This window comes from Streptococcus oralis Uo5, from assembly GCF_000253155.1.
Lineage (GTDB): Bacteria > Bacillota > Bacilli > Lactobacillales > Streptococcaceae > Streptococcus > Streptococcus oralis_L.
In genome coordinates this window covers 369,496-383,143 of the sequence record NC_015291.1, presented here as the reverse complement: position 1 = coordinate 383,143, position 13,648 = coordinate 369,496, and the positions used below count along the sequence as shown (strand labels likewise).

General features: G+C 43.6%; 17 protein-coding genes. All 17 read right to left on the bottom strand.

The features are described from left to right. Positions 1-40: 40 nt before the first annotated feature. Entirely contained in the window at positions 41-601 is a 561-nt protein-coding gene (locus SOR_RS01925; RefSeq protein WP_000196174.1) for a GNAT family N-acetyltransferase, read from the bottom strand. Positions 602-881: 280 nt separating this feature from the next. Continuing rightward, positions 882-1,277 (bottom strand): helix-hairpin-helix domain-containing protein, encoded by a 396-nt coding sequence (locus SOR_RS01920; RefSeq protein WP_000038703.1) that lies wholly within the window; start codon positions 1,275-1,277, stop codon positions 882-884. A gap of 97 nt (positions 1,278-1,374) precedes the next feature. Next, positions 1,375-1,629 carry a DUF1912 family protein gene (locus tag SOR_RS01915; protein WP_000119707.1) on the bottom strand — a complete coding sequence of 85 codons (255 nt, stop codon included), beginning with the start codon at positions 1,627-1,629 and terminating at the stop codon, positions 1,375-1,377. Between the two features lie 9 nt (positions 1,630-1,638). Then, positions 1,639-2,973, bottom strand: coding sequence for a DUF438 domain-containing protein (locus SOR_RS01910; RefSeq protein WP_000752867.1), 1,335 nt, complete (start codon positions 2,971-2,973; stop codon positions 1,639-1,641). Next, entirely contained in the window at positions 2,973-3,206 is a 234-nt protein-coding gene (locus SOR_RS01905) for a DUF1858 domain-containing protein (RefSeq protein ID WP_000368739.1), read from the bottom strand. Before SOR_RS01905 ends, SOR_RS01910 begins: the two co-directional genes overlap by 1 nt. 108 nt (positions 3,207-3,314) lie before the next feature. Continuing rightward, complete coding sequence (locus tag SOR_RS01900; protein WP_000522942.1) at positions 3,315-3,497, bottom strand: hypothetical protein; 183 nt, start codon at positions 3,495-3,497, stop codon at positions 3,315-3,317. A 1-nt stretch (position 3,498) separates the two neighbouring features. Beyond that, positions 3,499-4,278, bottom strand: a complete 780-nt coding sequence (locus tag SOR_RS01895) for a hypothetical protein (RefSeq protein WP_001118421.1) — start codon at positions 4,276-4,278, stop codon at positions 3,499-3,501. 257 nt (positions 4,279-4,535) lie between these two features. Continuing rightward, complete coding sequence (gene rbfA / locus SOR_RS01890) at positions 4,536-4,886, bottom strand: 30S ribosome-binding factor RbfA (RefSeq protein WP_001273604.1); 351 nt, start codon at positions 4,884-4,886, stop codon at positions 4,536-4,538. 254 nt (positions 4,887-5,140) lie between these two features. After that, positions 5,141-7,930 carry a translation initiation factor IF-2 gene (gene infB / locus SOR_RS01885; protein ID WP_000039178.1) on the bottom strand — a complete coding sequence of 930 codons (2,790 nt, stop codon included), beginning with the start codon at positions 7,928-7,930 and terminating at the stop codon, positions 5,141-5,143. A gap of 16 nt (positions 7,931-7,946) precedes the next feature. Continuing rightward, on the bottom strand, positions 7,947-8,246 hold the full coding sequence (locus SOR_RS01880; protein ID WP_001041396.1) for a YlxQ-related RNA-binding protein: 300 nt from the start codon (positions 8,244-8,246) through the stop codon (positions 7,947-7,949). Then, positions 8,239-8,532: an RNase P modulator RnpM gene (rnpM, locus tag SOR_RS01875; RefSeq protein WP_000857560.1), complete on the bottom strand. Its 294-nt coding sequence runs from the start codon at positions 8,530-8,532 to the stop codon at positions 8,239-8,241. Before rnpM ends, SOR_RS01880 begins: the two co-directional genes overlap by 8 nt. Before the next feature lie 21 nt (positions 8,533-8,553). Continuing rightward, the gene (nusA, locus tag SOR_RS01870; protein ID WP_000032280.1) at positions 8,554-9,690 is read right to left on the bottom strand and encodes a transcription termination factor NusA; all 1,137 of its coding nucleotides are present in this window, start codon (positions 9,688-9,690) and stop codon (positions 8,554-8,556) included. A 42-nt stretch (positions 9,691-9,732) separates the two neighbouring features. Beyond that, positions 9,733-10,212: a ribosome maturation factor RimP gene (gene rimP, locus SOR_RS01865; RefSeq protein ID WP_041170805.1), complete on the bottom strand. Its 480-nt coding sequence runs from the start codon at positions 10,210-10,212 to the stop codon at positions 9,733-9,735. Between the two features lie 126 nt (positions 10,213-10,338). Further along, positions 10,339-10,974 carry a tRNA (guanosine(46)-N7)-methyltransferase TrmB gene (trmB, locus tag SOR_RS01860; protein ID WP_001266088.1) on the bottom strand — a complete coding sequence of 212 codons (636 nt, stop codon included), beginning with the start codon at positions 10,972-10,974 and terminating at the stop codon, positions 10,339-10,341. Then, entirely contained in the window at positions 10,971-11,765 is a 795-nt protein-coding gene (gene ccrZ, locus SOR_RS01855; RefSeq protein WP_000363021.1) for a cell cycle regulator CcrZ, read from the bottom strand. The genes trmB and ccrZ overlap by 4 nt, the downstream gene beginning before the upstream one ends. A gap of 47 nt (positions 11,766-11,812) precedes the next feature. Next, positions 11,813-12,862, bottom strand: a complete 1,050-nt coding sequence (locus SOR_RS01850; protein WP_000653788.1) for an ABC transporter permease — start codon at positions 12,860-12,862, stop codon at positions 11,813-11,815. Further along, positions 12,859-13,590, bottom strand: coding sequence for an ABC transporter ATP-binding protein (locus SOR_RS01845; RefSeq protein WP_000889946.1), 732 nt, complete (start codon positions 13,588-13,590; stop codon positions 12,859-12,861). Before SOR_RS01845 ends, SOR_RS01850 begins: the two co-directional genes overlap by 4 nt. Between the last annotated feature and the right edge of the window lie 58 nt (positions 13,591-13,648).

Below are 13,648 nucleotides of genomic sequence, written 5' to 3'. Positions count from 1 at the left end.
CTCCCTTAAAGCATATAAAAACAAGAATATATCTTACTCATTAAAAACTCTCCCACTCACTCCTCAGCAAGCCATATATCAGACTGTCACAACGGTTGCCTTGGGCATCTTTGCGGTCTCTTATGCGAGCTTCAAGGGTAAAGCCAAGTTTCTCTGCAACTCGTTGACTTTGAAGGTTATAACCAAAGCAAGTCAGTTCAATCTTATGCAGATTCAATTCTTTAAAAGCTAGGTCAATCAAGGCACGCGCTGCTTCTGGAACATAACCTAGACCCCAATGGTCTGGATTTAAGATATAGCCAATCTCCAAGACATCATCCTCGTGACGACGAGGGAAATCAACAGAGCCGATGACCTTATCGGTTCCTTTAGCGACAATTCCATAGCCCGCTGGGAGATTGTTCTTTTCATTACGCTCGGGCAGAATATGCTCTAGATAATAAATCTCATCTTCCAAGCTCTTGACGGGCGGAAAGCCTGCTGGGTAGGAAACTTCTGACCTACTGGCATAGTCAAAGATATCCACAACATCAGCCACGGTACGGACTCGCAAGACCAGACGCTCGGTCTCTATTCGTTCTGGCAACTCTGCTCTTGTCATCCTTCTACCTCTCTTTCTACAAAAAATCGCCCCTGCCATATCCATGACAGGGACGAATGTGTTTATCCGCGGTACCACCCAATTTCGGGCAGAGACGCCCGCAACTCTCGTCTTTATAATAAAAAGACAATATTATTTCATTTTTCATCCATCAGCAACCAGTTTTGACACATTTGTGGACTTCTCAGCACCGCCACTTTCTGTAAAATGTGAGACTCAAAACACCTCTAATGGCTCTATTGTAGCAAGTTTTTGACGGAAATGCAAGGGACAAGAAAAATTACTTGAAGCTGATTCCGTGCTCTTTTAATTTCTTGATGGTAGCTGGGCCGATTCCTTTCAAGGCAAGGAGTTCTTTTTCTGTCCAGTTTTTGAAGTCAGAAGCTGACTTGATGCCTTCATCATAGAAAGTCTTAGCGCGATCTACTGAGAGGCCACCCAAAGTAGCTGCGAAATCTTCTACTGAATTCGCCACTTTTTGAGCTTGTTCCTTGGTCGCTTCTACTGCTTGTTCCACTTTTTTAGAGACAACTTTTCCTGCTTGGCTGGCAGATTTTTCTGCATGTTTCACGACTTTCTTAGTCTCTTCGACAACCTTGGTCACCGTACTTGAAAATGCACCTGAGCGACGAAGGCTATTTCGCAATTGTTTTTTACGTTGGAGTTTCTTTGACATGATAAAATCCTTTCAATAAAAAATCCCTGCTCTGACAAGGATTTAATAAAGATATTCTATCAAGATTTTGGGAAAAAATCAAGAAAGTATCTGTATTTTAATAGTTTCTCTCGCCAAACAAGCCTTCTGGCAAATCATGAAATCCCTTTCCCGCCTTGAAATTTTCAAACTTACCAAGCAAAAACTGATAAGCATCCAAGCGACTTTCGTAGCGAATCATGGCATCTTTAGCACGCTCGTCTTGGTCTTCTTCGTAGACTTTTTGACTTTCCTTGTGCGCCATGTCGTTGATCATGATCTGGGTATTGACCCAGGCTTCAAATTCCTTCATAAATTCTTGTTCGTAACTCATTGCTTCTCCTTATTCTAATCCACGGAAGTAGTCCGTATCAATCTCACGATAGGGCTGAATATCCTGAACATACTCTAGCACACCTTGGAATTCCCCGTTTTCATCGTGTACTGCGGCATAGGTGATATGGACAAACTTGCCTCGCGACTCTGACTTGAACCACATTTCATACTTGTCCTTGACCCCTTCACGAAGACCTTTCATAACAGCCTTCACCTTTTCTAGGTACTTGGGCGGATGGCAGAGTTCTACATTGCGCCCGACTTGGGACGGCGTCCGTTTGAAAATCATCTCATCGGCTGGCGTATTGTCATTGTAATACTGGAAAATATCGTCCTTATTAACAAAGGTAATCTCCATAGGGAGGTGATTGAGGATGAGGTTGGCCTGCTCGACGGAGAGATAGCCATTGCCAAAAGTCTGTTGACTATGACGGTCCAGCACTGCTTCCTTTTCCTTAGGGGTAAAGGTAATGGTGAACTGTCCTTCTGGCGTATCGATAACTTGCTGAACTTGACCTTCAGCCGTGTCTAGTTGAACTGGCTCCTCTGAGCTCTTTTCCTCAAGGAAACTCTGGCGTTCTGGCACCCATTTCTCAGACGGACGGATGATGGCATAGCCGTAAGAATCGCTCTCCTCCGCAATCTGAATCCAATCATCCTGGGTGAAAGACTCAAGGAGAATCATGAGAAGGATGGACTCTTCCTTGAAAATCATACTTTCAAACTCTGTCGCAAAAGCTTCGAAATCTTCTTTTACAGTGTTAATCGACACTTCTGGTAGTGCCTTAACCGTCGCTAGAGCTGTCTGAAAGAGTTCTCTGATCTGATCATCCACTCCCCACATAACTTTTGGAGGTGAATCGTGACCATAGCGCTCCATGATGGGAAAGAAGAGCTCTTCCTTGCGCTGGTAGTGAATGTCAAATTGCCCCAAAAGCCCCATTTGACGGACCAAACCCTTGCGCATCTCCGCAAGCATTTCCTCGTCTTCCATAGACTCATAGGTATCCAACAATCTCCGAATGCGAATCAAGGCTGCACGAAGAGCCAGATTTTCATCCTTGAAGACGCGAACGGGGTGGCCAGGATGCTCGGTATCCTCTACTTCGACACCCTTAACAGCATTTTTAAAAAGATTAGCATGAACATCACAGAGTTCCATGACATCTTCAAAGGTGACACCTGAGTCTGAGTTCATCAGCTCGTGCTCCATGAGAGAAATCTCAATTGCCGAGACACCTGTAAAGGTCGCATCAAAACGCTCCTGAACTGACTCAGGAGAGGCACCATTGTGCAATTCTAACAAAATATCCCGTAGGATATGAATCCGTTCATCTGCCATTAGTCTAATCCAATCACTTCGTAACCATTCGCTTCCAGTGTGCGGACAATCTTGTCCATAGGAGTTCCTTCAAGCTTAGAACCCTGCTTGAGCGATACTTTGCGACCGACTGTATTGCGCATCAAGGGATTGGCTAGTGGTTTAAAACCCAGCTCCACTAGAATTTCTAAGACTTCTGGATGCTTGTCCACCACTTCTGCAACGGGAATTGACACATCTATGATATTATCCATGACGACCTCCATGTATGTTCTAAAATGATTTTACTGCTTATATTATACCATATGGGAAGAGATTAAAAAACTAGCAGTGGTGTTCCTGCTAGTTTCTTTCATTTCAAGTTATTCCTTATCATCTGGCTTTGCTAACCAGTGAGCCGTATCCATTAACTTATCTACAAGAAATAACTTTCCTAGACCAACAACAAGATTGTCATCTTTTTTCATTGTTTTCATCACTTTTAAACCCTGCATCGTAAAAAAGTAATTCCCGTAAGTTTTAGCTAGAGTTTTTATAAGTCCCATATTACTCTCCTTCGATGATTTCGACCTCTTTTCGGATAATATCAACGTCTCTTTGATATTGCACTTCATTGTAGTTGACTAGCTTGGACAATTCCTGTTGCAATCTTTCTCCCATCGGTTTCATGGTCGCAAAAGTTAAGCCACCAGAAATGACTCCACCTAGGATAGGGATCACTTTCCCCATCCCTTTAGCTAAGCCTCCTTTTGTCAGATTGACTCCAAAAATTTTCAAAACTTTTTCTAAAATTGGATACCAAAGAGTTTTTGTCAAGGCTTTCTTGTTCACTACTTTTATGACTTGCTTGGCTACTGTCACACCGCCTGATCGAAGCAGGGCACCTGCGCCATTTACTCCCAGCATCACACCGAGATACAGTAGGAGTGTGTTTTTAGCTTCCTCGCTCAACTCATTGCGCGATGCCCAGAGATCTTCAAATCCGTAAATATACCCTAGTTCCTGAGCTAGTTTTAATGAGAAAGCGTAAAACTGAGCTACATCTGTTGGAATGGTAATTGCCATAGCTAGGCCTCCAGGTAGCCCTGCCAATACCGAAGTGCCGCTGGCCAGCAATACATTGTCCTTAATACAGGCCTTTGCCACTCGGTCCAAACTTTCCTGAGGTAACAAAGAAGTCGGCCCTTGTTCTAATAAGGTTGCAATATCCTTGCGGTCTAGTTCCTTTGAAAACTTTTCTACTAAAAATTTCTCTCGATCAACTTTGACTACGGGTAATTTCACCACTTGTTGCAGTACTTGCATAGCTATATCTTGTTTAGCCATATGTCTCTCCGTTTTTCATTCATATCAGACTTTATCATATCATACTATTTGAAATTTACAAATTTTTTAAACTGCCTTTTACAAGGGCAACATATTGATGATTAGCAAACAGACTACTCTGACAAGAAAAAAGAGGGGTATCCCCTCTTTCTTATACTCAATGAAAATCATAGAGCAAACTAGGAAGCTAGCCGCAGGCTGTACTTGAGTACGGCAAGGCGACGCTGAAATGGTTTGAATTTGATTTTCGAAGAGTATTAGTTCTTATCCAGATTGCGTAGCATTGCGTCAATCTTGTTTCCATATTCAATGGACTCGTCTTTGACAAAGGTTAAATCTGGGATTTTGTACAATTTCAAATTGCGACCAAGTTCACGTTTGATAGTACCAGTTGCTTTTTCAAGCCCGATTTGAGCTTTTTGGCTATCCGAAGCAAGGTTACTCAAAATGGTGTAGTAAACCTTAGCAACAGACAAGTCACCTAGCATCTGAACATCTGTGATGGTCACACCTTGGACACGGGGATCACGGACTTTCTTTTGCAAAATCTCATTGACTTCGCGCTTAATTTCCATGCCCACACGATCCGTACGGAAATGATTTGCCATGTTTCTTCCTTTCACTTTTATAATGAACCAAAAGCTAGGCCAGCAGACCTAGCTATTTTTAAACTTATTGATTTTCATTTCAAATTGAAACAAAGTTCAATTTGAAACCACCCGCTTCTTTCGCTGTGGTGAAAGTGATGGAACTGATTTATCAGTCCCATCACAGGGGATTTTTGAGACACTAGGCTCAAAAATAAGCAATGAAACCATTGGTTTGCTTGCGTCCCTCACCACCTAAGAAAGGAGCAAAAATCTTAACGTTTGATTTCTTCCATGATGTAGGCCTCAATCACATCATCCATCTTGATATCATTGTAGCCATCAATCATCAATCCACCTTCACGACCGTTTGTAACTTCTTTCACGTCGTCTTTGTAGTGTTTCAAGCTCGCGAGTTCACCGTCATAGATAACAACACCGTCACGGATAACACGGACTTTAGAGTCACGGGTAACCTTACCGTTGATAACCATAAATCCACCGATAGTTCCCACTTTAGACACCTTGAAGGTTTCACGGATAAGAGCTTCACCGATGATTTTTTCTTCAAATTCAGGATCCAACATCCCTTTCATAGCTTCTTCCATCTCTTCGATAACCTTGTAGATAATGCTGTGGAGACGGATTTCGACATCGTCAGCATCTGCTTGTTGACGAGCTTGTGGCGTAGGGCGGACGTTGAAACCGATGATAAAGGCATTTGAAGCTTCCGCAAGAGTCACGTCAGATTCGTTGATAGCACCGACCGCTGAGTGAACGATGGTAACTTTTACACCTTCTACATCGATCTTTTGAAGTGAGGCAGAAAGGGCTTCAACCGAACCTTGTACGTCGGCCTTGATGATAACGTTAACTGATTTGAGTTCACCAGCTTTAAGCGTATCAAAGAGGTTTTCAAGGCTGACACGTTGGGTAGCTTGACGTTGTTTCATGAGGGCACGTTTTGCACGCTCTTCACCGGCTGCACGCGCAGATTTTTCATCTTCGTAAACGGCAAAGTGGTCACCCGCCATTGGTGCTTCGTTCAAACCTGTGATAGAAACGGGCGTTGATGGTCCAGCAACCTTGACACGACGACCAAGGTCATTGGTCATAGCACGGACACGACCGAAGGTATTTCCGACAACGATAGGGTCTTGCACATTCAGAGTACCTTGTTGCACAAGAAGGGTTGCGACCGCACCTTTCCCTTTATCCAAGCGCGCTTCGATAACCGTACCGATAGCACGCACTGTTGGGTCTGCCTTGAGTTCTTGGATTTCAGCCACAAGAAGGACTGTTTCCAAGAGTTCATCGATATTTTGGTTGAATTTAGCTGAGATTTCAACAAATTCAGAATCTCCACCCCAAGCTGTTGACATGACACCATGCTCTGCCAATTCACCGATAACGCGTTCTGGGTTAGCACCTGGTTTATCAATCTTGTTGATAGCCACGATGATTGGAACGTTGGCCGCTTTTGAGTGGTTGATGGCTTCGATAGTCTGAGGCATAACCCCATCGTCGGCCGCTACAACCAAGATGGTAATATCGGTAACAGATGCACCACGCGCACGCATAGAGGTAAAGGCCGCGTGTCCTGGTGTATCAAGGAAGGTAATCTTCTTGCCATTTTCCACGATTTGGTAGGCACCAATATGCTGAGTGATACCACCTGCTTCTCCTGTTGCAACACGAGAGTTACGAAGGGTATCTAGAAGGGTTGTTTTACCATGGTCAACGTGCCCCATGATGGTCACAACTGGTGGACGCTCAACCAATTCATCTTCATTAAGATAGCCATCTTCGACGAAGAAACGCTCGATGTCGGCATTGTCCACTTCAACCTTTTGTTTGGCTTCGATACCATAATCTACCAATAGGAGTTCAATGGTTTCTCCATCCAACGATTGGTTTTGTGTAGCCATAACACCCATCATAAAGAGTTTCTTAACAATTTCAGCTGGTTCACGTTTGATACGTTTTGCGATTTCCGCAACGGTCATACCATCCGTATATTCAAATTCTGTTGGCAATTCATGGAACTTACGTTCTGTAACAGGTTTTGGAGTCTGGTTACGGTTGTTTTGCTTGTTACCTTTTTTTATTTCTTTTTTATTGTTGTTCCAGTTACTATTTCTTTGATTTCTCACTTGATTCTGACTACTTCGATTCTTTTGTTGTTTTCTAGGACCATCTTCTTCGTGATCATAATCGTCACGTTCTTTGTCTGGTCGAGCTTGTTTTTTACGACGTGTATCCACTGGCGCTTCTTTCGCTACTGGAGCTACTGCTACGGCTGGCTGCGTTTGTTCAGCTAGCTTAGCAGCTTCCTCAAAGATTTCCTCAGGTTCCTTGCGTTTATTAGCTTGAGCCAAAGCCTCTTTAGCAGCTTGCGATTGTTTGAAGCGCTCCTCGCTTGAGCGTGCGTATTCTGCATTTTGCTCTGCTTTTAGGGCTGCTGCACGGGCTTTAAAGTCAACACGTGGTCCAGCTTGTTTTGGCTGGAAGTCTTGTTGCTGACGGCGATCATTGCCACGATTTCCTTGACCTTGTGGTTTTTTCCCTTGGTCGTTAAATCGGCGATTGTCGCGGTTTCCTTGACCAGTTTTTCCACCATTACGACCATCGTTTTTCTGACGGTTGCCGTTTTGTTGTTGGTCACGGTTGTTACCCTTGTTTTGTTTGCGTCGCTCTGCCTGCTCTTTGGCACGCGCCTCACGCTCCGCCTTGAAGTTTCGACTTTGTGGTCTTGCGGCCACTACTTTTTCTTCCTTAGGAGCTGCAGGTGTAGCTGGTTTGCTTTCTTCCTTAGCGACAGCTGGTTTAGCTGATGCAGGCTTTTCTGCTTTCTTTTCTACACTTGCTTTTGGTGCTGCAGGTTTTGCTTCTGCCTTAGGAGCAGGTGCAGATTTAAAGCTAGCTGCGATTTGCTCAGCAGCAGCAGCTTCCACGCTCGATGAGTGGCTTTTTACATCCAAGCCCAACTCTTTTGCACGCGCTACAACTTCTTTACTTTCTTTCCCAAGTTCTTTTGCGATTTCGTACAATCTTTTCTTAGACAAATCATGTCCTCCTCTTCTATTCCATAAGAGACCTCATTTTCTTTGTAAATCCAGCATCTGTCACAGCCAAAACCTTTCTCGATTTCCCGACTGCTATGCTTAATTCCAGTGTTGAAAACACGGTTATAACTTCTACTTGATAATAGTCACTTTTATCTTGAATCTTCTTGGTTAGATTAGGGCCAGCATCATGGGCTAGAAAGACTAGCTTGGCTTTCTGGTCTTGGATAGCCTTGACTACCAATTCCTCACCCGATATGATCCTGCCTGCTCGCTGAGCAAGTCCCAAGAGATTGCTTATCTTTTGCTTATTCAAGTCCTAACTCTCTTCTTTTTACTTTGTGATCCACATAGGCGATCAACTCGTCATAAAAGCTTTCTTCAACTTCCATGTTAAAGCTGCGGTTAAAGACTTTCTTCTTTTTGGCCTCTAGGGCTTCTGCATTGTCTAGCTTGATATAAGCGCCACGGCCATTTGCCTTGCCTGTCGGATCAATAAAGACTTGCCCTTCTTTGTTCTTGACAATGCGGAGCAAATCACGCTTATCAATCACTTCGTTAGATACAACAGACTTGCGCAAAGGGATTTTTCTTGTTTTCATCTTTCCCTCCTCTAGCAGCTTTTATTCTTCGATCAATTCATCCGCAACTGCGTAATCAACTTGACCTGCTTCTTCCATAGCTTCAAACTCACTGGCAGACTTGATATCGATACGGTAACCCGTCAAGTGAGCTGCCAAGCGAACGTTTTGTCCACGACGACCGATAGCAAGAGAAAGTTTGTTATCAGGTACAACGACCAAGGCACGTTTGCTGTCATTTTCATCAAAGATAACTTGGTCAACCTCTGCAGGTGCGATGGCATTGTAGATGAACTCAGCTGGATCTGCTACCCACTCAATAACGTCGATGTTTTCTTCGACAGGAATCATGCGATCGCTCTTGGCATCGTAACGAGCTGGGTGGAATTTGCTAGTGATTTTCTTGATATTAGCACCACCACGACCAACGATGGTCCCGATAGCATCCACGTTTGGATTGTGGCTACGAACAGCAACCTTTGTACGGTCACCAGCTTCACGAGCTACGCTCATGATTTCAACAGTTCCATCGTAAACTTCTGGAATTTCTTGCTCCATCAAGCGTTTAATCATCTCTGGATGGCTACGGCTAACAAAGACGTTCACACCACGAGGATTGTCTTCAACCTTGTAGACATAAACTTCGATACGGTCGTGGGAAGCAAAGACTTCTCCAGGGATTTGGTCTTGTTTGGACAATTGAGCTTCGATGCTGCCAAGATTGACATAGATGAAACGGTTGTCAAAACGTTCTACCGTACCAGACATGATTTCTTGTTCATGTTCTTTGTAAGTATTGTAAGTGATGGCACGTGTTTGCTTGCGCATTTTTTCCATGATGGTTTGTTTAGCAGATTGGGCTGCTACACGACCAAACTCAGCTGGTGCTTCTTCAAACTTAATCTTATCACCAAGCTCATAGGCTGAATTAATGGCAAGGGCATCTTTCAAGCTGATTTCCAAACGGCTATCAAATACTTCATCTACAACTTCACGAACAGTATAGACAGTAAAGTCACCTGTTTTTTCATTGAAGTCAATGGCTACGCTGTCTGATTGACCATAGCGTCTACGATAAGCGGAACGAAGTGACTCTACTACTGCGTCAATGATGTCTTCTTTTTTGATTCCCTTGTCTTCTTCCAAAATGCGGAAGGCCTCTAGCATTTCTTTACTCATGTTCTTTTTACTTTTGAATCCTCAAAAGCTATCCTTTCTTTTCTATAGTTTTACTGCTAAACGTGCTTTTGATACTAAACTGTATGGAATTTGGACGGTTTTCTTACGCGTCTTGTTCATATATTCCATGGTCAACTCATCCCCTTCAAAGGATACCAAGGTACCTTCAAAGACTTTTTGCTTATCGATAGCTTGGTAGAGCCCAACATGGATGTATTTCCCAACTGCTCCAGCGACGGCATCCTTGGTTTTCAAAGGACGTTCCAAGCCTGGACTAGTGATTTCTAGGAAATATTGTTCTGGGAAGGGATCGGGCTTGATGGTGTCTAGGACAGGACTGATAATTTCTGTCAGGTCTGCCGTGTCGTTCAAGGTAATTCCTTCGGGTTTATCTACAAAAATACTGAGAATCATGTCACTGCCAATCTTTCCATACTCGATATCCACGAGCTCGAAAGGCGCTTGGATGACAGGTTCTACAACTTCTCTGACTAATTCTACGATTGTTGCGATTGCGTCCACCTCCTCATAAGCAAGAGGCGAAGATATTTCCCCGCCTCTCTTTCTCATATTCTTACTATCAGTATAGCACGTTTGTCAATTTATGTAAAGCATTAGCACTCAAACAGCTGGTTTTCAAGCTATTTCTTAAAATTCTGCTTCAACTCGGTAGATCACTTGACCTTTGCTGGAGAATTTTTGCTCATATTCTGTCATGACATTGCCCTCAAAATCACTGGCATGCAAGTCCAGCCAAACCCCATTTAGTTTCATCCCATACTGAGAAAAGCTCACCAGGCTGTACTCAAATAAGCCACGGTTATCCGTCTTGAAATGGATTTCCCCATTCTCAGGTAAGATGCGCTTGAAGGTATCCAAGAAACTCTTGTAAGTCAAACGACGCTTTTCATGGCGTTTTTTAGGCCAGGGATCTGAAAAGTTTAGGTAGAGACGATCAATCTCACCGTCTTCAAAGTAGTCAGTCAGATCTGAACCATCTACCCACAGCAACTTGATGTTGGGCACTCCAACTTCTAATACCTTGTCCAAGGCATAACTCAATACCGACTTTTGAATGTCAATCCCGATGTAGTTGATGTCAGGATTTTGCTTGGCCATTCCTGATACGAAGGCCCCTTTTCCACTTCCAACTTCAACATGAATAGGATGATCATTTCCAAACAAGTCTCGCCATTTCCCTTTTGCTTCTAAGGGATTGAGGACTACATACTGAGGATTGGCCTCTAGTAATTCTGTCGCCCCTTTACGATTTCTAACTCTCATCTCTTCTTTCCATACTTGTCACGGAAGACACGCAAGGCGTAAATCTCCCGGTTTACATTGTCTAAATCTTGATTTTCACAGTATTTGGCAATCTGGTTCAAGTAAGAATACTGACCATACCAATACAATTTATCTAACACTGTCTGATTGTACTTATAGCCGTAGTCTCTCAACCATTGGCGCCACTGCTGATCTGGAATGTAGTGGCATAGCAAATGCGCCACATCAAACATACGATCCGTCAGACGAACCGAATCCCAATCCACTAGATAAACGAGTCCACTCTCTGTCTCAATCCAATTACTATGGCGAAGATCTCCATGCACAATCGTTGCATGGTCTTCCCTAAAACCTGGAACCGTCTTACCTAGCTCAGCAATCACACTGTTCAAATAGTGGTTCTGCTTCAAGATTTCTGGAACTCCTTGCTGCCAAGAACGTAGCAAATCAACTGGTGTTTCCATGGTATAACCCAAACGGCTCAACTGCTTCATCAAGGGACGCGAGCGGTGAAGGCGGTTCAAGATATTGATAATCTGCTTGCGACTCATATCGTAAGGGGTCAAGATTTTACCCGTCAGCCATTCCTGAGCACACATATCACGGCCATCTGGCAAACGACGAGTCCAAAGTAATTGAGGAGCGATTTGTTCTCTGGCTAGGCCAGGTAGGATTGGAGAGGTGTTCATTTTTACAAAGACGCGCTTCCCATCAGGGTAGCTTCCCATATAAGCTTTGCCGCTCTTCCCAGGGATAGGGGTCAGCGTTAGCTCATTATCACCCAAGTCCATTTCTTTCCTCCGTATAAAGTTTCCTTACTATTCTACTAGTTTTTGGTCTATTCGTCAACCAATCTTTTCACTTGGTAAGGTAAATAAAACAATTGTAGGACAAGACTTGCTCCTACAAGAGCCAACAAGGCTATTTTTTCTTGAAAAACTACTGCTCCGACTAGCAATTCCAACAAAAGAACGACACTTCCAACACCGAGCACTATCTGTTTCAAACCCTTCTCTTTTTCACCCTTTTCTAAAGGAAAGAGCTGGGTCAAGTACTGGTAGTCAAAGGCACGATAGAGAGCCAGTAACTGAAAGAGCAGGAGATAGTTAAATAAAACTACTACTGCTGTCGCGATCCAAGCTTGCTCGATAAAGAGCAAAGCTAACAAGGATAGGAAGAGGAGACGGAGACTGAGGGCAAAGAGGTCTCCATTTCGCAAGTAAGAACGGAGATAGAGGTTTTGCCAAATCTTGCTCGGCACTTTCTGAACTGTTCTAAGGATGAAATCCAGATAAGCGCGACGTTTGACACTATTTGAAACGCCCTTAACCTGAGTAAAGAGAGCAAAGAAACGAAGCAAGACTTGCTTGCGCTTGCTTTCTTGGGAAACGACATAGTCCCAGTCAAGCCCAGTCTCTGTAAAAAATTTACTGGATTTTTGGCGAAAGAGGAGATATTTCCCAGCTCCCAACAAAAGCACATAGATGAGAAAGACTGGCAAGCCATAACCCATGGCTAAAAATAAGGGCGCAAATAAAAGCAAGAAAAGGGTTTGGACAAAGAGCCAAAAGACCAGTGAGCGCATCGTCTGCCCTTTGAGGTGAGACTTAACTTCCTCTTCACTGACTAAGAGAAAGAGCTTGTCAGGCCCTTCCATGTAGGTCGCGATTCCTCCCCAAGCCAAAAGCAAGGCAGATACAATCCCCAAAAACAAGAGGATAGGCCAGTGGTTTTCAGGAAAATGTTGCAGGAGTTGACTGTACTGGTAAGCTAGAAAACCGATGAGAACTAGCAGGAACAAGACAAAGTGGTCATTGAGAACATAACGCAGATAACCGACACACTCCTTACGAAAAGCCTGCTTTCTCTTTAAAAACAAGTCTTTCATAGCTCCTCCTCTTTGGTCAGAGCCAAGTAAATATCATTCAAACTCGCTTCAGGCATGTCAAAGGCTTCACGGAGTTGCTGGAGGTTCCCCTGAGCCCGCACCTCTCCCTTGTGGAGAATGACAAAGGCATCACACATCTTTTCTGCTGAGTCTAGCACGTGTGTACTCATAAGAATGGACTTGCCTTTTTTCTTTTCTACTTCTAAAAGCTGAATCAAGTCGGCAATCGCCAGCGGATCGAGGCCAAGAAAAGGCTCATCAACGATGAAAAGACTCGGATCTACGACAAAGGCACAGATAATCATGACCTTCTGCTTCATTCCTTTGGAAAAATGCACAGGAAACCAATCTAATTTTTGATCCAAACGAAACATTTTTAACAAAGATTCTACTCGCTCAAAAGCCGCTTTTTGCTCAATACCATAGGCCATAGCCACCGTCTCGATATGCTCTCTAAGAGTCAATTCCTCATACAGAGTAGGCGTTTCTGGGATATAGCCAATCTGCTTGCGATAGCTGGTCGCATCTTCTCGCAGGGTGAGACCATTAATCTTGATTTCTCCACTGTAAGGTGTCAACAGACCAATAATCTCATTGATTGTCGTTGATTTCCCAGCACCGTTGAGCCCAATCAAACCGACCAACTGCCCACTTTCAACTGTAAAGGACACATCTTTCAAGACAGGAACGTGAACATAGCCTCCTGTCAGGTTTTTAATTTCTAACATATTTTCTCCGAATCTGGTATAATGTAGCTATATTATATCAAAATTCAATACAGTAGAG